Below are 19,193 nucleotides of genomic sequence, written 5' to 3'. Positions count from 1 at the left end.
TCAGCGCACCCCGCCTTGTTGCTTGAGGAAATTGGCCAGCAGCTCGTGGCCCTGCTCGGTGAGTATGGATTCCGGATGGAATTGCACACCCTCGATGTTCAGCGTCTTGTGGCGCAGGCCCATGATCTCGTCCACGGCGCCGTCGGCGTGCTGGGTCCAGGCGGTGATCTCCAGGCACTCCGGCAGCGTCTCGCGCTTCACCACCAGGGAGTGGTAACGGGTCACGGTCAGCGGGTTGTTCAGCCCTTCGAACACGCCCAGGTCCTCGTGGAACACCGGGCTGGTCTTGCCATGCATGGCCTGGCGCGCACGCACCACGTCGCCGCCGAAAGCCTGGCCGATGCTCTGGTGACCCAGGCACACGCCGAGGATCGGCAGCTTGCCGGCGAAGTGGGTGATCACCTCCAGCGACACGCCCGCCTCGGTAGGCGTGCAGGGGCCGGGTGAAACCACGATGCGCTCGGGGTTCAGGGCTTCGATCTCGGCGACGGAGAGTTCGTCGTTGCGGATCACATGGACATCAGCACCCAGTTCGCCCAGGTACTGCACCACGTTGTAGGTAAAAGAGTCGTAGTTATCGATCATCAGCAACATGGAGCGATCCTCAGGCGTCGGTCTTGGCGGTCTGTTCGGCGAGAGCCACGGCACGGAACATGGCGCGGCGCTTGTTCAGCGTCTCCTCCCATTCCAGTGCCGGGACCGAGTCGGCGACGATTCCCGCGCCTGCCTGCACGTGCAGTTGGCCGTCCTTGATGACCGCCGTGCGAATCGCGATGGCGGTGTCCATGTTGCCGTTCCAGGCCAGGTAGCCCACGGCGCCGCCGTAGACGCCACGCTTGACCGGTTCGAGCTGGTCGATGATCTCCATCGCGCGGATCTTCGGCGCCCCGGAGAGGGTGCCGGCCGGCAGGATGGCGCGCAGCGCGTCCATCGCCGAGACGCCGTCCTTCAGCTGCCCGGTGACGTTGGAGACGATGTGCATCACGTTGGAGTAGCGCTCGATCACCATCTTCTCGGTGACCTTCACCGAGCCGGTGGAGGAGACGCGGCCAACATCGTTGCGGCCCAGGTCGATGAGCATCAGGTGCTCGGCCAGCTCCTTGGCGTCGGAGAGCAGGTCCTCCTCAAGCGCCAGGTCGGCTTCCTCGGTGGCGCCACGCGGGCGAGTGCCGGCGATGGGGCGCACGGTGACCAGGCCGTCCTCGACCCGCACCAGCACCTCCGGCGAGCTGCCCACCACGTGGAAATCGCCGAAGTTGAAGAAGTACATGTAGGGCGTCGGGTTGAAGCAGCGCAGCGCCCGGTAGAGGTCGATGGGCGCGGCCTTGAAATCGATGGTCATGCGCTGGGAGATCACCACCTGCATGCAGTCGCCGGCGAGGATGAACTCCTTGATCTCGCGTACCGCCTGCTCGTACTCCTCACGGGTGGAGCTGGAGCGGTAGGGCAGGTCTTCGGAGAACTGCAGCGCCGGGTCCACGCCCAGGCGCGGGGTGATCGGCAGGCGCAGCTTCTGGCGCAGCTCGGCGAGGGCCGCCTGGCCCTGCTCGAAGGCGTCAGGGGCGCTCGGGTCCACCAGCACGATGGCGTGCAGCTTGCCGGCCAGGTTGTCGAACACCACCACGGCGTCCGAGACCATCAGCAGGATGTCCGGGGTGCCCAGCGGATCGGGGTTCGGGCAGTTGGCCAGGCGCTTCTCGACGTAGCGCACGCAGTCGTAGCCGAAGTAACCCACCAGCCCGCCGTTGAAGCGCGGCAGCCCGGCGATGGGCGCCACCTTGTAGCGATCCTTGAAGGCCTCGACGAAGCCCAGCGGGTCTTCGCTCTCCTGGCTCTCCACCACCTGGCCGTCGACGCTCACGCTGACCTGGTGGCCATGGGCGCGCAGGACGGTGCGGCTTTCCAGCCCGATGATCGAGTAACGACCCCACTTCTCGCCGCCCTGTACCGACTCCAGCAGGTAGGAGTACGGCGTGTCGGCCAGTTTCAGGTAGAGGGAAAGGGGGGTGTCGAAATCCGCCAGGGTTTCGAACGCGAGCGGGATGCGGTTGTAGCCTTCAGCGGCCAAACGCAGGAATTCATCGCGGGTCATGATCAGCCTCGTGGGCGAGGAGCCCGGAGGCTCCTGGAGAAAAAAACGTCGGTGTGCAAACGCGCCGGAGTATCCGGCCAGAATCAAATCAGGCGCGCCAGCGCCAACGGGCCGCGGCCTTGATGATCTTCATTCCGGCTCGTTCGAGCCAACGCTTGCAGGGAACCAGCACGTTTCTATCTCTGTGAGGCAGATGATCTGGGGAGTCGGGCGACATTAGCGCAGCGCCGTTTGCCGCGCAACCGCCAGGCAGCAGCTCACGCAGGTCGTCCACCACCAGGGCCGGCTCCTCTTCGCTGATGGGCCGTCCGTGGTTGTAGCCGTAGCTCAACGCCACGCACTGCACGCCGGCCGCCTTGGCTGCCAGCACGTCGTTGCGCGAGTCACCGATGAACAGCGATTCGGTGCGGCTGGTGCCGGTCATGTGCATCACATGGAGCAGTGCCGCCGGGTCGGGCTTCTGCTGGGGCAGGGTGTCGCCGGCGATGATCAGCGGGAAGTAACGACCGAGCTTCATCTCGTCCAGCAAGGGGGCGACGAAGCGCTCCGGCTTGTTGGTGATCAGCGCCAGCTCGACGCCTTTCTTCTTCAGCCACTTGAGAGTCTCGGCGACGCCCGGGTAGACCACCGTCAGCGAATGGCTGTCGGCGTAGGCCTCCATGAAGATCTCCAGCGCCTTCTCGGCGTCCTCGTCATGCACGGCGGCATGATCGAGGCCACCGGCCAGGGCGCGGCGCACCAGCACCCGGGCACCGTTGCCGACCCATTCGCGCACCTGCTCGATACCCGCGGCCGGGCGGCCGAGGGTGACGAGCATGCGGTCGATGGCGGCAGCGAGGTCGGGCACCGAATCCACCAGGGTGCCATCCAGGTCGAACATCACCAGGCGCGGCAGGCGCCCGTCGAACAGCCGCTGCAGGGCGCTCATCAGGCCTGGGCCAGCTCGGCGCGCATGGCGGCGATGACTTCGGCGTAGTCCGGCGTGTTGAAGATGGCCGAGCCGGCGACGAAGGTGTCAGCACCCGCAGCGGCGATCTCGCGGATGTTCTTCACGTTGACGCCGCCGTCGATCTCCAGGCGGATATCGCGGCCGGAGGCGTCGATCAGCGCGCGCGCCTCACGCAGCTTGTCGAGGGTCCCGGGGATGAACTTCTGCCCGCCGAAGCCGGGGTTCACGCTCATCAGCAGGATCATGTCGACCTTGTCCATCACGTACTTCAGCGCGTCCAGGCCCGCTGCCGGGTTGAACACCAGGCCGGCCTTGCAGCCGCCGTCGCGGATCAGCTGCAGGGAACGGTCGACGTGCAGGGAGGCTTCCGGGTGGAAGGTGATGTAGGTGGCACCGGCCTCGATGAAGTCGCCGATGATGCGATCCACCGGCGAGACCATCAGGTGCACGTCGATGGGCGCGGTGACGCCGTACTTGCGCAGCGCCGAGCAGACCATCGGGCCGATGGTCAGGTTGGGCACGTAGTGGTTGTCCATCACGTCGAAGTGGACGATATCGGCGCCAGCGGCGAGCACGTTGTCGACTTCCTCGCCCAGGCGGGCGAAATCGGCGGAAAGGATCGACGGTGCGATGGCGAAGGGTTGCATGACAGACCTCGGAGCAGAATCACGGTGGCGCGGATTGTAGCCTGAGTCCGCCTCCATGGCTTTGTCATACATCAGCGATGCCCCGCCACAATGCAAACGGGGAGCCTTGGCTCCCCGTTTCCGACCTGTCGCGCCGTTACTCGGGCATCGACGTACGCAGTTTTTCGCTGCGGCCGCGCAGCCACTCCAGCACCAGCAACAGCACCACGGAGAAGCCGATCAGCAGGGTCGCCGCCGCCGCGATGGTGGGGCTGAGGTTCTCGCGGATGCCGCTGAACATCTGCCTCGGCAGGGTGGCCTGCTCGGGGCCGGCGAGGAACAGGGTCACCACCACTTCGTCGAAGGAGGTGGCGAAGGCGAACAGCGCCCCCGAAATCACCCCCGGCGCGATCAGCGGCAGGGTCACGCGGAAGAACGCGGTCAGTGGCGGCGCGCCCAGGCTGGCGGCGGCGCGCACCAGGTTGTGGTTGAAGCCCTGCAGGGTGGCCGATACGGTGATGATGACGAAGGGCACGCCGAGCACCGCGTGCACCAGGATCAGCGACAGGTAGCTGTTGCCCAGCCCCAGCGGGGCGAAGAACAGGTAGCTGGCGACACCGATGATCACCACCGGCACCACCATCGGCGAGATCAGCAGGCTCATCACCAGCGCCTTGCCGCGGAACTCGCCCCGGGTCAGGCCGATGGAGGCCAGGGTGCCGAAGACCATCGCCAGCAAGGTCGCGGCCGGGGCGACGATGATGCTGTTGGTCAGCGCGCGCATCCACTCGGCCGAGCCGAAGAAGTCCGCGTACCAGCGCAGGGAGAAGCCCTGCAGCGGGTAGACCAGGAAGGTGCCAGAGTTGAACGACAGCGGGATGATCACCAGCACCGGCAGGATCAGGAACAGCAGCACCAGACCACAGAGGATGCGCAGGGTGTAGAACCACAGGCGCTCGACCGGAGACATGTAGGGACTCAGCATTTCTTATCTCCTCAACCCAGGCGCAGGCGGCCGGCGCCCACCAGCCAGCTGTAGACGACGTAGAGCACCATGGTGGCCAGCAGCAGCATGCCGCCCAGGGCCGTGGCCATGCCCCAGTTGATGGTGGTGTTGGTGAAGAAGGCGACGAAGTAGCTGACCATCTGGTCGTTCGGGCTGCCCAGCAGCGCCGGGGTGATGTAGTAGCCGATGGACAGGATGAACACCAGCAGGCAACCCGCGCCTACACCCGCCACGGTCTGCGGGAAATACACCCGCCAGAAGCTGGCGAAGGGGTGGCAGCCGAGGGAGATCGCCGCACGCATGTAGGTGGGCGAGATGCCCTTCATCACGCTGTAGATCGGCAGGATCATGAACGGCAGCATGATGTGCACCATCGCCACGTAGACGCCGGTGCGGTTGAACACCAGTTGCAGCGGCTGGTCGATCAGCCCGAGCTTGAGCAGCGCCCCGTTGATCAGGCCGCCGGACTGCAGCAGCACGATCCAGGCCGCCACGCGCACCAGGATCGAGGTCCAGAACGGCAGCAGCACCAGGATCATCAGCAGGTTGCTCTTGCGCGTCGGCAGGTTGGCCAGCAGGTAGGCCAGCGGATAGGCCAGCACCAGGCAGATGAGGGTGATCACCGCGCCCATCCAGAAGGTGCGGGTGAAGATGTCCAGGTAAATGGCCTGGTCAGGCGTCGCCGGGGCGACTTCGCCGAGGTCGTCGATGCGATGGTCGACGGCCGCCAGCAGGTAATAGGGGGTCAGGCTGGAGGCGTTGCGGCGGATCGCCTGCCAGTAGGCCGGGTCGCCCCAGCGCTCGTCGAGGCCTTCCATCGCGTCCTTGTAGGAAGCGGGGGTTTCCTTGAACGGCAGTGCGCGGGCGGTCTTGGCCATCAGGCTGCGATAGCCGGCCAGCTCCATGTTCAGGCGCTTGGAAAGATCGCCGACGGTCTGGTTCTTGCGCGCAGCGGCCAGGTCTTCGGCCAGGGCCTTGTAGGCCGGCTCATCGGGCAGCGCCTTGCCGTCCCAGGCGGCGATCGCCTCGACGGTACGCGGCAGCGCGCCGACCACCTCGGGGTTGCTCACGCTCTTGTAGAGCAGGGTGCCGATGGGGACCAGGAAGGTCAGCAGGAGGAACAGCAGCAGCGGCAGGATCAGGGCCTGGGACTTCAGGCGGTTGACCCGCTCGGCACGCGCAAGGCGTTGCTTGAGGGTCGGGCCGGCAACGAGGGTGGCCATGGCGAACTCCGGTGGATCTCTGGGTACTCCCCTCCCCCGCGAGGAGGAGGGGATGTGCTGGGTGGCCGGTTACTTGGCGGCCCAGGAGTTGAAGCGTTGTTCCAGCTGCTCGCCGTAGTCGGCCCAGAAGGTCACGTTCATGGCGACCTGGTCCTTGATGTTCTCAGGCGTGGTCGGCATGTCCTTGAGCAGGCCCTTGTCCAGCAGCGGTACCGCCTGCTTGTTGGCCGGACCGTAGGCGATGTTCTCGGAGTAGATCTTCTGCTGCTCGGGCTTGACCGAGAAGGCGATGAACTTCAGCGCGGCGTCCTGATCCTTGGCGCCCTTCGGGATGGCCCAGGCGTCGAAGTCGTAGATGCCGCCGGTCCACACTACCTTGAGGTTGCTCTCCTTCTGCACGGCGGCGATGCGACCGTTGTAGGCGGAGCTCATGACCACGTCGCCGGAGGCGAGGAACTGCGGCGGCTGGGCGCCGGCTTCCCACCACTGGATGCTCGGTTTGATCTGGTCGAGCTTCTTGAAGGCGCGGTCCTGGCCTTCCTTGGTGGCGAGCACGGTGTAGACGTCCTTGGGCGCGACGCCGTCGGCCATCAGGGCGAACTCCAGGGTGTACTTGGCGCCTTTGCGCAGGCCGCGCTTGCCCGGGAATTTGCCGGTGTCCCAGAAGTCGGCCCAGCTGGTGGGGGCGCTCTTCAGCTTGTCGGCGTTGTAGGCGAGCACGGTGGACCAGACGAAGAAGCCCACGCCGCAGGGCTGGACGGCGCCGGGCACGAAGTCCTCGGCCTTGCCGAACTGCGCCGGGTCCAGCTCTTCGAACAGGCCCTCGTCACAGCCACGGGCCAGCTCGGGGGATTCGACCTCCACCAGGTTCCAGGAAACGCTGCCGGTATCGACCATGGCTTTCACCTTGGCCATCTCGCCGTTGTACTCGCCGGCGATGATCTTGTTGCTGGTGGACGCCTGGAAGGGTTCGTAGAACGCCTTCACCTGGGCATTCTTGTTCGCGCCGCCGAATGAAACGACGGTCAGGTCGGCTGCCATGGCCTGTGCGGCGCATGCCAGCCCCAACGCAAGGGCAGTGAGCTTCAAGGATTTGGACATTGTTGTTTTCTCCATAGTGCTGGGTGGGTAATGCCGGGGTGCCGCCGCGTCGTCAGTCCGCTATCAGCGGGTCCAGTGCGCGCACGTGCTCCACTTGCCAACCGAGGGACACCACGTCGCCTACCGCCAATGCGGGGTCGAGCTCGGCAATGGGTTGCTTGACGAAGAAGTCGGGCTTGCCACACACCTCCATGCGGATGCGCACGTGGTCGCCCAGGTAGACGAACTCCTCGACGCGGCCGGAGAAGCGGTTCGCGCAGCGCTCGCTGCCACCGTTCAGGCGTATCCGTTCGGGGCGGATCGACAGGGTCACCGGCTCGCCCGGCTGGCCGACGTTGACCGCCAGCGCCTCGACCTTCTCGCCACGGGCCAGGCTGACCACGCAGCGCTCGCCATCACGGCTGACCAGCTGGCCGTTGAGGCGGTTGTTCTCACCGATGAAGTTGGCCACGAAGGTGTTGCTGGGGGCTTCGTAGAGCTCGCGGGGTGGTGCGATCTGCTGGATCTCGCCCTGATGGAACACCGCCACGCGGTCGGACATGGTCAGCGCCTCGCCCTGGTCGTGGGTCACGTACACCACCGTCACGCCCAGGCGCTGGTGGATGTGCTTGATCTCCATCTGCATGTGCTCGCGCAGCTGCTTGTCGAGCGCGCCCAGCGGCTCGTCCATCAGCACCAGCTGCGGCTCGAACACCAGGGCGCGGGCCAGGGCCACGCGCTGCTGCTGGCCGCCGGAGAGCTGGGCCGGGTAGCGGTTGCGGAAGGCGTCGAGCTGGACCATGGACAGCGCGCGCTTCACGCGTTCGCTGATGTCGGTCTTGTTCATGCCGCGCACGGTGAGCGGGAAGGCCAGGTTCTCGGCCACCGTCATGTGCGGGAACAACGCGTAGTTCTGGAACACCATGCCGATGTCGCGCTTGTGCGGCGGCACGTTGTTGATCGAGCGCCCGGCCAGGAGGATCTCGCCATTGGTCGGGGTCTCGAACCCGGCGAGCATCATCAGGCTGGTGGTCTTGCCGGAGCCGGAGGGGCCCAGCAGGGTCAGGAACTCGCCTTTGCGAATGTCCAGGTTGAGGTCTTTGACGATGAGCGACTCGCCGTCGTAGCTCTTTTGCACGCCACGGAAGCTGACCAGTACATCGTTCGCCGGAATGGAGGCCATCACCGCACCTTTGTGATTTTTGTTTATGCCGTCCCCAGAGACTAGAGAAGCCGGCAAGCCACGCAAATCGGGCGCTATGAGAGATTGCTATAAGGGCGGCGGAGGATCGCGTGTAGGGCGAGCCCTACAATTCCCAGCGGGTCGATCAGGTATTCAGACCAGCTTGTGCTCCACCGCGTACTTGACCAGATCGGCCACCGAATGGGCGCCGAGTTTCTGCATCAGGCGCGCCTTGTGGGTGCTCACGGTCTTGCCGCTGACTGCCAGGTGCTGGGCGATCTCGTTGACGCCCTCCCCCTTCACCAGGCGCTCGAACACCGAGAACTCGCGCTCGGACAACAGCGCGTGGGGCGGGCGCGAATCGGTCAGGCCCACTTCGAACACCATGCGGTCGGCCAGCTCGGGGTCGATGTAGCGGCCACCGGACGCGACCTTGCGGATGGCGGTGAGCAGCAGCGCCGGGTCACTGTCCTTGGTGGCGTAGCCGGCAGCGCCGATCTTCAGCGCGCGCGCCGCCATCTGCACCTCGTCGTGCATCGACAGCACCAGCACCGCCGGCGGGTTGGTCAGGGCACGGATGCGCGGAATGGCCTCCAGGCCGTTGACGCCGGGCATGGAGATATCCAGCAGCACCACCTCGCAGGGCGTCTGCCGCAGGGTGTCGAGCAACTGCTCGCCATTGCCCGCCTCACCCACCACGCACAGGTCCTTGGCCAGGCCGATCAACTGCTTGATGCCCTCGCGGACGATGGTGTGGTCTTCGGCCACCAATACTCGGATCACCTGCTCTTCTCCTTGTCCAAAGCGACGCGCACCACCAGCGTGGCGCCGTCTCCCGGCTGGCTGTCGATCGACAGGTCGCCGCCCAGCATCAACACCCGCTCGCGCATGCCGACGAGGCCGAAGGATACGCCCGGTCGGCAGGCAGCGGGGTCGAAGCCCACGCCATCGTCGCTGACGATCAGTTGCAGGCCGCCGTCTTCCAGCTCCAGCGCCACTTCCACGCTGTGGGCCTGGGCGTGGCGCATGACGTTGGTCAGTGCCTCCTGAAGGATACGGAACAGGCCGATGGCCTTGGCGTCCGACAGCTGCGGCAGCACCTCCGGCACCCGCACCAGGCAGGGAATGCCGGTTCGTGCCTCGAAGCGCCGTGCCTGCCACTCGATGGCCGAACCGATGCCGGCATCGAGGATGGGCGGGCGCAAGGCCGTGGCCACATCGCGCACCAGCTGGAAGAGCTGGGCGATGAGGCGCTTCATGCTGTTCAGGCGCTCGCCCAGGCCGGGGTCCAGCTCGCCATAGGCCAGCTCGCACATGGAGGTTTCCAGCTTGAGCACGGTGAGCACCTGGCCCAGTTCGTCGTGCACTTCGCGGGCGATGCGCGCCTTCTCCTCCTCGCGCACGCTTTCCAGGTGCGCCGACAGGTCCCGCAGCTGGGCACGGGAAGCGGCCAGTTCGAGTTCGATCTGCTTGTTGGCGGTGATGTCCCAGACCACGCCGTCCCAGGTGGCGCGGCCGTCCTCGAAAAGACGTGCACTGGCCTTGATATCGGCCCAGCGCTGCTGGCCTTCGCGGGTGAGGACGCGGCCCTGCCAGTGCCAGTCGCGGTCAGCCGCCAGCGCCGCCATCTGGCTGGCCCAGTAGCCGTCGACATCGTCCGGGTGCACCAGGCCACGGATGCCACGCCCGGTGTCCAGCAACTCACCGGCGCTATAGCCCACCAGGGCCTCGCTGCCGGCGCCGATGAAGGCGAACTCGGCGTCTTCGCCGGCACGCAGGCGCTCCAGGCGGAACACCAGGCCCGGCACGTTGGAGGCGATGCCCTTGAGGCGTGCCTCGCTCTCCTCCAGGGCGGCATGGGCACGGCGGCGCTCGGTGACGTCGGTGAGGAACACCACCAGGTACTCGGAGGTGCCGAAGCGCAGGAAGCTCAGGGAAACGTCCGCCGGCATCTCGCTGCCATCGGCGCGCAGGCAGGCGGTCTCGAAGGTCTGCGCACTTTCATCGTGGTTGCGCGCGCGGCGCCAGAGGTTGAGCCAGCGGTCCATGTCCAGCTGCGGCTGGATATGCGCCAGGGGGCGATCGGTGAGGCCGCCGGCCTCGTAGCCGAGCATCTGTTCCACGGCACGATTGGCATAGCGCACATGGCTGTCCCAGTTGACCCAGAGGATGCCGATGGTGCTGTTGTCGATGGAGAACTGGGTGAGGCGCAGCGCCTCCTCCGCCGTCTCACGCAATTGGATGGCATGCCGCGCCTCCAGCAGGCGCTTCTCCAGGCTGCGCTGCTGACGGCGCAGCCAGTAGATGATCGCCGCCGCGCTGAGGAACAACAGGCCGAGCAGCAGGCTGAGGTTCTGCCAGAAACCGGGCGACTCGCCCATGCGCGGGTACTTGGGCTGCAGCCAGCGCTCGTGCAACTGGTCCAGGTCCTTGGGCGGAATGGTGCGCAGCGCGGCGTCCACCGCCGTGGAGAGCTGCGGCCAGTCGCGCCGGGTCGCCACTCGCAGCAACTGGGGAAAACCGATGTCGCCCACCACCGCAAGGCCAGAGAACTCCTGCTCGCGAGACAGCCGGCTGAGCTGCGCTTCGTCTATCACCGCGAACTTCACCTGCTGCTCCAGCACCGCACGCAGGGCCTGGCGCTCACTGCCCACGCCCTGCACGGCAACATTGGAATAGGTGGCGCGCAGGTAGTCCGCCACCGCGCTGGGTGCGCGCACCGCCACGGGCTCATCACCGCCGAGCTTCTCGATATCCACGGCGCCGCCGTTGCCACGCTCCCCCACCACCAACTGCGGCACGCGCATATAGGGGTCGGAGAACAGCCACAGGCGCAGGCCGCCAGGGGTTTGGCTGAGACCGGGCGCGAGGTCGATCTGCCCGGTGCGCAGGGCATGCTCCAGCTCGGCGTTATCGGCGAAGGTGCGCCAGACCAGGCGCACGCCGAGTGCGGCGGCGACCCAGTCGAGCAGCTCCACGTTGACGCCGGAGAGCTGCTGCAGGCGGCGGTCCAGCTGCGCATAAGGCGCCTGCAGCACCACGCCGGCACGCAACTGCTCGTGCTGATCCAGCCACTCGCGCAGCGGCGGCTCCAGTACGACTGGCGTGGATGCGGGGGCAGCGCCCAGGGAAGCCGCCAGGCAGCAGGTGAGAAGGAAGAGACACAACGAACGAATCACAGGAAACTCCGCACAGCCAGGCTGCCCGAGAACGAAGCCGACGTACCTTACTCCAGCATCCCTGCCGAGGCGAAGGTGCGCCTGACAAATACCGGCCTAGCCATTAGGCTGCGTGCCTATGGCCACTCCGTGGAATCTTCTGATGCTCCGAGCCCCTCGCCCGACACTCGCCGCCCTTTGCCTCGCGCTGCTGCTGCCGACGATCGCCCACGGCGAAGACCCGCCGGCCGAAAAGAAGGACGAGAGCGCCGCCACGGAAGCGCCGGTGGAGCGCGCGCCCCTGGAAGAACGCAGCCAGGAAGACGCCAGTGCCCTGGAGCGCCAGTTGCCCCAGAAGGAACAGCAACAGCTGAAGGCCGGCGACGATGCGTTCCTGGCCCTGTGGAAGCCGGCCAATGTAGCCGAGCCCAATGGCGTGGTGATCCTGCTGCCCGGTGATGGCGAGAGCGCCGACTGGCCTCGGGCGGTCGCGCCGCTGCGCAACAAGCTGCCGGATGTCGGCTGGCACAGCCTCAGCCTCACCCTGCCCGATCCCAAGGGCAACGAGCCGCCACCGCGCCCGGTGGAACAGGCCGAACCACCCGCCGACGGCGATGCGAAAACCGAGAAGGCCGACCCGGCCACTCCACCGCCCACGCCCGAGCAGGCGGGCAGCGCCGAGCCCTCCACCGACTCGGCGCAGCCGGTTCTCAGCGCCGAGGAAGAACGCAAGGCCCAGGCCACGCGGATCGCCGCGCGCATCCAGGCGGCCATTGCCTTCGCCAACCAGCAGGGCCCGAAGACCATCGTCCTGCTCGGCCACGGCAGCGGTGCCTATTGGGCCGTGCAGGCCTTGAGCGATGCGCCGTCCGCCGGCATCGACAACCTGGTGCTGGTGGATGCCGAGGTACCGCCCGGCTACAGCCCGGCCCTGGAGGACTCGGCGCCCAAGCTCAAGCAATCCATCGGTGATTTCTTCTACAAGGACCGGCCCCTGGACAGCGCAGCCGCCCTCAAGCGCCTGCAGGCGAGCAAGCGCGACAAGCACCCGGCCTATGTGCAAGTGGGTCTGAAGACGTTGCCGGACCGGAACGCCGACCAGGAGCAGTTGTTCCGGCGGGTGCGCGGCTGGCTCGAATCGCACCTGCAGGCACCGGGGAAAAAGGCACCCGCGGCCGCGCCGGCGCCCATCATCCCGCAGTCGCCGGGTATCTAGCGGAAGCCGTGGCGCTCGCGGATCAGGCTGTAGGCGTTGTGCAACTCACGGGTTTTCTCGGTGGCCTCGCGCACACGCTGCGGGCTGGCCCCGGCGCCGGCCAGCTTGTCCGGGTGGTTGCGGCTGATCAAACGCCGGTAGGCGCGCTTGATCGCCGCCGGCTCACTGTTGGCGTTCACCCCCAGTAGCGCCAGGGCATCCTGGTAGGCACTGCCACGACGCACAGGCGCACCGCCAGGAATATCGAAGCCGGCGCACAGGGCTTCCACCTGCTCCGCCGGCCAATCCAGCCATTTGCCCCAGAGCAGGATCAGTTCCCGCTCGTGCTTGCCAACCCGGCCATCCGCTGCCGCCATCTGCCAGCAGCTGCGCAGCAACGCCTCGCCTTCGGCACGCTGATAACGCAGCCCGCGCAGGGGCAGGTACAGGTCGACCGGCTCGGACTTGCCCCGGGTGAAGGCGACGATCGCCCGGCGCTGCCCGGCCTCGTCCAGCCCAAGGCGGCGCATCTCGGCACGGGCCTGCTGGATATGCAGGTCCACGACCCGCCCCTCGCTCTTGGCCAGGCGGCCGAGCAGCACGAAAAGCAGGTCCTCCTGCTCCACAGCCGTGCCACGCCGCAAGCGTGCCCGCAAGCTGGCCCAGGAATCCAGCTTAAGCCGGCGATCCACCACCTGGCCAAGCAGGCCACCGAGTAACGCGCCCGGAATGCTGGCGATGAACATGCCGACGATGGCGCCGAGCAACGTGACGGGCCAGAACATCTCAGCGCTCCGCCTCGATCAGGCGCTCGACTTCCGCCAGGCGCTCGTGGGTGCCGACATCCACCCAGCGACCGGTGAAGTACTCGCCACTGACGCGCCCTTCGCCCATGGCCTGGCGCAGCAACGGCGCCAGCTTGAAGGCTCCGGCACTGCTCCCTTCGAAAAGCGCGGGGTGCAACACGGCGATGCCGCTGTAGGTCAGGCCTGGCTGGCCGGGCACACCGTCACGGACCACGTCTTGATCGAGGATAAAATCGCCACCCGGGTGGTGAGCGGGGTTATCCGCCAGCACCAGATGGGCCAGCCCTTGCAGCGGGAAGCCCTCCAGTGCGGCGAAATCGTAGTCGGTCCAGATATCACCGTTGACCACGAGGAAAGGCTCGTCCCCCAGCAGCGGTAGTGCGCGGTGAATGCCGCCCCCGGTTTCCAGGGGCTCGCCTTCCGGCGAGTAGCGGATGGAAACGCCGAAACGCTCGCCGCTGCCCAGGTGATCCTCGATCTGCTGGCCGAGCCAGGCGTGGTTGATCACCAGCTCGCGGAAGCCGGCCGCCGCCAAGGCGCGGATGTGGAACTCGATCAGCGGGGTGCCGGCGGCACGCACCAGCGGCTTGGGGGTGTGCAGCGTCAACGGGCGCATGCGCTCGCCCTTGCCCGCCGCGAGGATCATCGCCCTCATGGGGTCACCGCCTCGGCCTGCGGCAGGGAGTCGAACAGTGCCTTGAGATCGGCCAGCTCGGGACGACGCTCGATCACTGCCTCTATATAGGAGAAGAAGCGCGGGACATCACCCAGGTACTTGGGCTTGCCATCACGATGGCAGATGCGCGCGAAGATGCCGATGACCTTGAGGTGACGCTGCACGCCCATCAGGTCGCTGGCACGAAGGAAATCATCCAGTTGCGGCTGTACCGGGATACCGGCCTCGCGGGCGAGGTTCCAGTAGCGCTCCAGCCAGGCACGCACGCGTGCTTCGGGCCAACTGAGGAAGGCGTCCTTGAACAGGCTGGTGACGTCGTAGGTGACAGGGCCGTAGACCGCATCCTGGAAATCCAGCACACCCGGGTTGGGTGTACTGAGCATCAGGTTCCGCGGCATGTAGTCGCGGTGCACCAGCACACGGGGCTGCTCGAGGGCGCTGGTGATCAGCAGGTCGCACACACGTTGCCAGGCAGCCAGGCGCTCACCGGACAGCTCGATGCCCAGGTGGCGCTGCAGGTACCAGTCGGGGAACAGCTGCAATTCGCGACGCAGCAAGGCGTCGTCGTAGGCCGGCATCGGCACCTCGAAGCTGCGCTTCTGCAGGGCAAGCAATGCCTGGAACGCATCGTCGAACAAGGCATCGGCGTTATCGGCGTCGATCACCTCGAGATAGGTCTGGCGACCCAGATCATCGAGCAAGAGGAAGCCCTGCTCCAGGTCCGCCGCAAGAATCCGCGGCACATGCACACCGGCCTCGGCGAGCATTTCGGCCACTTTGACGAAGGGGCGGCAGTCTTCCTGGGGCGGCGGAGCATCCATCAGGATCAGGCTGCGGCCCTCCGCCTGCCAACGGAAATAACGGCGGAAACTCGCGTCACTGCTGGCTGGCAGCAGATCGGCGGGGGGCACTTCGCCCCAGCCTTCGGCACGGAACAAGGCGGGCAGTCGCTGGTCCAGCCAGGCGCTAAGTTGTTGAAGGCGTACATCTTCATGGGGCATTACAAGGGTCTCCGACGGCGCTAGCCGTTGCGCGGGTCATGCTTTATTATCCAGCATCTTTTTCAGCCCATCGAGAGGCGTGCGGCCCCCGCGGGCCGATGGCGCGCAGGAAGCCCGGACTAACAAGATGGCAGTAAAATCCCCCGCGTTTCGTAAAAAATTCCCCCTGCTGGTCACCGGCAGCCTGCTGGCAATGCAGCCTGTAGCCACTCAGTTCGTAGTCGCCGCCGAGCAGTTCGACTGCCAGGCGTCCGCCTCCGGCAGTTGGGCCTGTGCGCCCAAGGCGACAGCTGAGAGCCTGCCCCCTCGCCCCATTCACAGCGAAAGCGCCGTGAGTTCCCGGGTCGGCGTAGCAGGCACTGCAGCCACGGGCGGCAAGTCCGAACCGGCCGAAGCCCGGACGACGCTGGTCACCGAAGCCGGTGGCAAGGCACTCGCCTCCCGTAGTGCAGACTTCAGCCATCTGGACTGGGTTCCGCGCGACAAGCTGACCGCAGCGCAACTGGCCGAAGCCGGCCCGTACTGCGCAGGCGCCTATGTCGAACCACGCCGTCCCGGCATGAACGACAAGACCCCGCCGGAAGATGCGCCCACCTACGTTTCCGCCAAGGCCTCGCGCTACGAGCAGGAAAAGCAGGTCGCGACCCTTGCCGGTGATGTGGTCCTGCGCCAGGGCAGCATGCAGGTGGAAGCCGACGAGGCGAACCTGCTGCAGGCCGAGAACCGTGGCGAGTTGGTAGGCAACGTCAAGCTGCGCGACAACGGCGCCCTGGTAGTCGGCGACAAGGCCGAACTGCAACTGGACAACGGCGAAGCGCAGATCGACAACGCCGAGTACGTGCTGCACAAATCGCACACCCGCGGTAGCGCCCTGTACGCCAAGCGCCAGGAAGACGCGATCATCCGCTTGAAGGACGGCACCTACACCCGTTGCGAGCCGGGCGACAATGCCTGGCACCTGAAGGGCAACAACATCAAGCTGAACCCGGCCACCGGCTTCGGCACCGCGACCAACGTGACGCTGCGGGTCAAGGACATTCCGGTGTTCTATACCCCCTACATCTATTTCCCCATCGATGACCGTCGCCAGTCCGGCTTCCTCCCGCCGAGCATCGGCACCAGCAGCGACACCGGCTTCTCCCTGCTGACGCCCTACTACTTCAACCTCGCGCCGAACTACGACGCCACCCTCTATCCGCGCTACATGGCCAAACGTGGCCTGCTGATGGAAGGCGAGTTCCGCTACCTGACCAAGAGCAGCGAAGGTCAGTTCGGTGGTGCGTACCTGAATGACGAGGAAGACGAGCGCAAGCTGCAGTCCGAGTACAAGGACAAGCGCTGGCTCTACAACTGGCAACACAAGGGCGGCCTGGACGAACGCCTGATGACCGAGGTGGACTACACCGACATCAGTGATCCTTACTACTTCCAGGACCTGCAGACCGAACTGGGCGTCGAGCAATCGTCCTACGTCAACCAGCAAGGTGCCCTCACCTGGCGTGGCGATAGCTACACCGCGAGGCTGAATGCCCATGCCTATGAAATGACGACAGTCACCGAGATCACCCCGTACGACCGCCTGCCCCAGATCACCCTGGACGGCGTGCTGCCGGTTGATGCCGGTGGCCTGAAGTTCTCCTACTCCACCGAGTTCGTGCGCTTTGAACGTGACCTGCGCAAGGGTACGTTTACCGATGAGGACGGTAACTCGAATACCGCTTGGTATGACGAGCTCATTACCGGGCTGGCTCGTGCCAACGGCAATCGGATCCATGTGGAGCCAGGGGTAAGCCTGCCACTGGACTGGACCTACGGCTTCTTCAAACCCTCGGTCAAGTACCTCTACACCCAGTACGATCTGGACCTGGACCAGAAAGGCAAGAGCAGCCTGGCCGCAGGACAGGAGTTCAACAGCAGCGAAGACCGCAACATACCGGTCTTCAGTGTCGACAGTGGCCTGTACTTCGATCGCAACACCGAGCTCTTCGGCAAGCAGTACAAGCAGACCCTGGAACCGCGCCTGTTCTACCTCTACGTCCCCGAGGAGAAGCAGGACAACATCCCGATCTTCGACAGCAGCGAAAGCGCCTTCAGCTATTCCTCGCTGTTCCGCGAGAACCGCTTCTCCGGGCGTGACCGTGTAGGCGATGCCAATCAGGTCTCCCTGGGCCTGACCAACCGCTGGATCCTGCCCAATGGCTTCGAGCGTCAGCGCTTCAGCATCGGTCAGGCCTTCTACTTCGAAGACCGCAAGGTACAACTGCCCGGCATCGACTATCGCAATCGCAGCTCGGCACAATCCAGTGTTTCTCCCTACGCACTGGAGTACCTGTACCGCTTCAACCGTGACTGGCGCCTGTCCTCCGACTTCAACTGGGACCCGGATGCCGGTCGTACCCGCTCCGGCAGCCTGATGTTCCACTACCAGCCGGAAGACGACGTCAACAAGGTAGTCAACTTCGGCTACCGCTACCGCAACGACGCCGTGGTCTACAACCAGACCACCGGCAAGTGGCAGGAAGGCGGCGACTACATCGATAACGTCACCGGCCGCGTGATCAAGGACTACTACAAGGTCCAGCAGCATGACGCATCCGTCATCTGGCCGATCGTCCCGCAGTGGAATGCCATCGCCCGCTGGCAGTACGACTACAACCGCAGTCGCACCCTGGAAGCCTTCGGTGGCTTCGAGTACGACAGCTGCTGCTGGAAACTCCGTCTGATCAACCGCTACTGGGTCGACTACGACGAGACCACCCTTTCGCCCGAGCTCAACGAAAGTGCCGACCGTGGCATCTTCCTGCAGATCGTGTTCAAGGGCCTCGGTGGCGTGATCGGCAACAAGGTTGAAAGCTTCCTCGACAAAGGCATCCAAGGTTACCGTGAACGTGAAGACCAAGCTTTCTGATTGTCTCCGCCCGCTGCTGCTGGGCGCCCTGTTCCTCGGTGGTGCCGTGCATGCCGAGGTCCAGTCGATCGACCGCGTCGTGGCCATCGTCGACAACGACGTGATCATGCAGAGCCAGCTCGACCAGCGCGTCCACGAGGTGCAGCAGACCATCGCCAAGCGCGGGTCCGCGTTGCCCCCCGAGCATGTACTGGGCCAGCAGGTTCTGGAACGCCTGATCATCGAGAACATCCAGCTGCAGATCGGCGACCGCTCCGGCATCCGCATCACCGATGAGGAACTGAACCAGGCCATCGAAGCCATCGCCCAGCGCAATGGCATGAGCGTCGAGCAATTCCGTGGCGCCCTGGCCCAGGACGGCCTCTCCTATGAGGACGCCCGCGACCAGGTCCGTCGCGAGATGGTCATCAGCCGCGTCCGCCAGCGTCGCGTGGCGGAGCGCATCCAGGTCACCGACCAGGAAGTGCAGAACTTCCTCGCCTCCGACCTGGGCAAGATGCAGCTCTCCGAAGAATTCCACCTGGCCAATATCCTGATCCCGGTTGCGGACGGTTCCTCGCCCGAAACCATCCAGGCTGCCGACCGCCAGGCCAAGGAGCTCTACCAGCAACTGCAGCAAGGCGCCGACTTCGCCCAACTAGCGATTTCCCGCTCCGCAGGCGAAACCGCTCTGGAAGGCGGCGAGATCGGCTGGCGCAAGGCTGCCCAGCTGCCGCCGCCCTTCGACGGCATGATCAGCGCCCTGGCACCCGGTGAAGTCACCGAGCCTGTGCGTACCCCGGGTGGCTTCATCATCCTCAAGCTGCTGGACAAGCGTGGCGGTAGCACCCAGGTTCGAGATGAAGTGCACGTTCGCCACATCCTGCTCAAGCCGAGCGAGATTCGCAGCGAAGCCGACACCGAGCGCCTGGCCGAACGCCTCTATGAGCGCATCAAGTCCGGTGAAGACTTCGCCGACCTGGCGAAGAGCTTCTCCGAGGATCCGGGCTCTGCCCTCAATGGCGGCGACCTGAACTGGATCGACCCCAACGCGCTGGTTCCCGAGTTCCGCGAAGTCATGGCCAAGACCCCGGCCGGCCAGCTGTCCCGCCCGTTCAAGAGCCCCTATGGCTGGCACGTGCTGGAAGTCCTGGGCCGTCGCGCCACCGACAGCGCCGACCAGATGCGCGAGCAGCAAGCCATCAACGTCCTGCGTAACCGCAAGTACGACGAAGAGCTGCAAGCCTGGCTGCGCCAGATCCGCGACGAGGCGTACGTCGAAACCAAGCTCTGATTCTTCGGCGCCCTGCC

General features: G+C 65.7%; 16 protein-coding genes. 3 read left to right on the top strand and 13 right to left on the bottom strand.

Annotation, left to right across the window (positions count from 1 at the left end; genetic code table 11):
* The 10 genes from OEJ36_RS19175 to OEJ36_RS19130 form a co-directional block, all read right to left on the bottom strand.
* Entirely contained in the window at positions 1 to 594 is a 594-nt protein-coding gene (locus OEJ36_RS19175) for an aminodeoxychorismate/anthranilate synthase component II (RefSeq protein ID WP_021221610.1), read from the bottom strand.
* A gap of 10 nt (positions 595 to 604) precedes the next feature.
* Positions 605 to 2,092 carry an anthranilate synthase component I gene (gene trpE / locus OEJ36_RS19170; protein WP_263402867.1) on the bottom strand — a complete coding sequence of 496 codons (1,488 nt, stop codon included), beginning with the start codon at positions 2,090 to 2,092 and terminating at the stop codon, positions 605 to 607.
* A gap of 88 nt (positions 2,093 to 2,180) precedes the next feature.
* Positions 2,181 to 3,020 carry a phosphoglycolate phosphatase gene (locus OEJ36_RS19165; RefSeq protein ID WP_021221608.1) on the bottom strand — a complete coding sequence of 280 codons (840 nt, stop codon included), beginning with the start codon at positions 3,018 to 3,020 and terminating at the stop codon, positions 2,181 to 2,183.
* A complete protein-coding gene (rpe, locus tag OEJ36_RS19160; protein WP_021221607.1) occupies positions 3,020 to 3,688 on the bottom strand; it encodes a ribulose-phosphate 3-epimerase in 669 nt (222 codons plus the stop codon). Before rpe ends, OEJ36_RS19165 begins: the two co-directional genes overlap by 1 nt.
* A 136-nt stretch (positions 3,689 to 3,824) precedes the next feature.
* Complete coding sequence (locus OEJ36_RS19155) at positions 3,825 to 4,652, bottom strand: ABC transporter permease (RefSeq protein ID WP_021221606.1); 828 nt, start codon at positions 4,650 to 4,652, stop codon at positions 3,825 to 3,827.
* 11 nt (positions 4,653 to 4,663) lie between these two features.
* Positions 4,664 to 5,896: an ABC transporter permease gene (locus tag OEJ36_RS19150; RefSeq protein ID WP_263402866.1), complete on the bottom strand. Its 1,233-nt coding sequence runs from the start codon at positions 5,894 to 5,896 to the stop codon at positions 4,664 to 4,666.
* A 69-nt stretch (positions 5,897 to 5,965) separates the two neighbouring features.
* On the bottom strand, positions 5,966 to 6,997 hold the full coding sequence (locus tag OEJ36_RS19145) for an ABC transporter substrate-binding protein (protein ID WP_021221604.1): 1,032 nt from the start codon (positions 6,995 to 6,997) through the stop codon (positions 5,966 to 5,968).
* A 52-nt stretch (positions 6,998 to 7,049) separates the two neighbouring features.
* Positions 7,050 to 8,159, bottom strand: a complete 1,110-nt coding sequence (locus OEJ36_RS19140; RefSeq protein WP_021221603.1) for an ABC transporter ATP-binding protein — start codon at positions 8,157 to 8,159, stop codon at positions 7,050 to 7,052.
* Between the two features lie 153 nt (positions 8,160 to 8,312).
* Positions 8,313 to 8,942 carry a response regulator transcription factor gene (locus OEJ36_RS19135; RefSeq protein ID WP_021221602.1) on the bottom strand — a complete coding sequence of 210 codons (630 nt, stop codon included), beginning with the start codon at positions 8,940 to 8,942 and terminating at the stop codon, positions 8,313 to 8,315.
* Positions 8,939 to 11,338: a PAS domain S-box protein gene (locus OEJ36_RS19130; RefSeq protein ID WP_263402865.1), complete on the bottom strand. Its 2,400-nt coding sequence runs from the start codon at positions 11,336 to 11,338 to the stop codon at positions 8,939 to 8,941. Before OEJ36_RS19130 ends, OEJ36_RS19135 begins: the two co-directional genes overlap by 4 nt.
* Positions 11,339 to 11,480: 142 nt before the next feature.
* Here OEJ36_RS19130 and OEJ36_RS19125 point away from each other — a divergent pair, with 142 nt between their 5' ends.
* Entirely contained in the window at positions 11,481 to 12,533 is a 1,053-nt protein-coding gene (locus OEJ36_RS19125; RefSeq protein ID WP_263402864.1) for an alpha/beta hydrolase family protein, read from the top strand.
* On the opposite strand, the gene OEJ36_RS19120 is transcribed toward OEJ36_RS19125, so the two are convergent.
* Genes OEJ36_RS19120 through OEJ36_RS19110 form a run of 3 tightly spaced genes read right to left on the bottom strand, consistent with a single transcriptional unit; the run spans position 12,530 to position 14,995 of the window.
* Positions 12,530 to 13,297 carry a TerB family tellurite resistance protein gene (locus OEJ36_RS19120; protein ID WP_263402863.1) on the bottom strand — a complete coding sequence of 256 codons (768 nt, stop codon included), beginning with the start codon at positions 13,295 to 13,297 and terminating at the stop codon, positions 12,530 to 12,532. The two genes, OEJ36_RS19125 and OEJ36_RS19120, sit on opposite strands and share 4 nt — an antisense overlap.
* Before the next feature lies 1 nt (position 13,298).
* Positions 13,299 to 13,973, bottom strand: a complete 675-nt coding sequence (gene murU, locus OEJ36_RS19115) for an N-acetylmuramate alpha-1-phosphate uridylyltransferase MurU (protein ID WP_263402862.1) — start codon at positions 13,971 to 13,973, stop codon at positions 13,299 to 13,301.
* Complete coding sequence (locus OEJ36_RS19110) at positions 13,970 to 14,995, bottom strand: aminoglycoside phosphotransferase family protein (RefSeq protein WP_263402861.1); 1,026 nt, start codon at positions 14,993 to 14,995, stop codon at positions 13,970 to 13,972. The genes murU and OEJ36_RS19110 overlap by 4 nt, the downstream gene beginning before the upstream one ends.
* 127 nt (positions 14,996 to 15,122) lie before the next feature.
* Between OEJ36_RS19110 and OEJ36_RS19105 the strand changes: the two genes are divergently transcribed.
* Together OEJ36_RS19105 and OEJ36_RS19100 are read left to right on the top strand one after the other, a co-directional pair.
* Entirely contained in the window at positions 15,123 to 17,903 is a 2,781-nt protein-coding gene (locus OEJ36_RS19105) for an LPS-assembly protein LptD (protein WP_263402860.1), read from the top strand.
* The gene (locus OEJ36_RS19100; protein WP_031288521.1) at positions 17,884 to 19,176 is read left to right on the top strand and encodes a peptidylprolyl isomerase; all 1,293 of its coding nucleotides are present in this window, start codon (positions 17,884 to 17,886) and stop codon (positions 19,174 to 19,176) included. The genes OEJ36_RS19105 and OEJ36_RS19100 overlap by 20 nt, the downstream gene beginning before the upstream one ends.
* Positions 19,177 to 19,193: the final 17 nt, after the last annotated feature.

The organism is Pseudomonas sp. PDM13 (genome assembly GCF_025685765.1).
Taxonomy (GTDB): domain Bacteria; phylum Pseudomonadota; class Gammaproteobacteria; order Pseudomonadales; family Pseudomonadaceae; genus Metapseudomonas; species Metapseudomonas solani.
Note: the sequence above shows the minus strand (reverse complement) of the source record. Positions and strands in the feature narration are given on the sequence as shown.

Coding starts and splice junctions, on each gene's coding strand:
- trpE (WP_263402867.1), bottom strand. CDS start 2,092: ATGACCCGCGATGAATTCCTGCGTTTGGCCGCTGAAGGCTACAACCGC.
- OEJ36_RS19105 (WP_263402860.1), top strand. CDS start 15,123: ATGGCAGTAAAATCCCCCGCGTTTCGTAAAAAATTCCCCCTGCTGGTC.
- murU (WP_263402862.1), bottom strand. CDS start 13,973: ATGAGGGCGATGATCCTCGCGGCGGGCAAGGGCGAGCGCATGCGCCCG.
- OEJ36_RS19175 (WP_021221610.1), bottom strand. CDS start 594: ATGTTGCTGATGATCGATAACTACGACTCTTTTACCTACAACGTGGTG.
- OEJ36_RS19125 (WP_263402864.1), top strand. CDS start 11,481: ATGCTCCGAGCCCCTCGCCCGACACTCGCCGCCCTTTGCCTCGCGCTG.
- OEJ36_RS19165 (WP_021221608.1), bottom strand. CDS start 3,020: ATGAGCGCCCTGCAGCGGCTGTTCGACGGGCGCCTGCCGCGCCTGGTG.
- OEJ36_RS19150 (WP_263402866.1), bottom strand. CDS start 5,896: ATGGCCACCCTCGTTGCCGGCCCGACCCTCAAGCAACGCCTTGCGCGT.
- OEJ36_RS19120 (WP_263402863.1), bottom strand. CDS start 13,297: ATGTTCTGGCCCGTCACGTTGCTCGGCGCCATCGTCGGCATGTTCATC.
- OEJ36_RS19110 (WP_263402861.1), bottom strand. CDS start 14,995: ATGCCCCATGAAGATGTACGCCTTCAACAACTTAGCGCCTGGCTGGAC.
- OEJ36_RS19155 (WP_021221606.1), bottom strand. CDS start 4,652: ATGCTGAGTCCCTACATGTCTCCGGTCGAGCGCCTGTGGTTCTACACC.
- OEJ36_RS19140 (WP_021221603.1), bottom strand. CDS start 8,159: ATGGCCTCCATTCCGGCGAACGATGTACTGGTCAGCTTCCGTGGCGTG.
- rpe (WP_021221607.1), bottom strand. CDS start 3,688: ATGCAACCCTTCGCCATCGCACCGTCGATCCTTTCCGCCGATTTCGCC.
- OEJ36_RS19145 (WP_021221604.1), bottom strand. CDS start 6,997: ATGTCCAAATCCTTGAAGCTCACTGCCCTTGCGTTGGGGCTGGCATGC.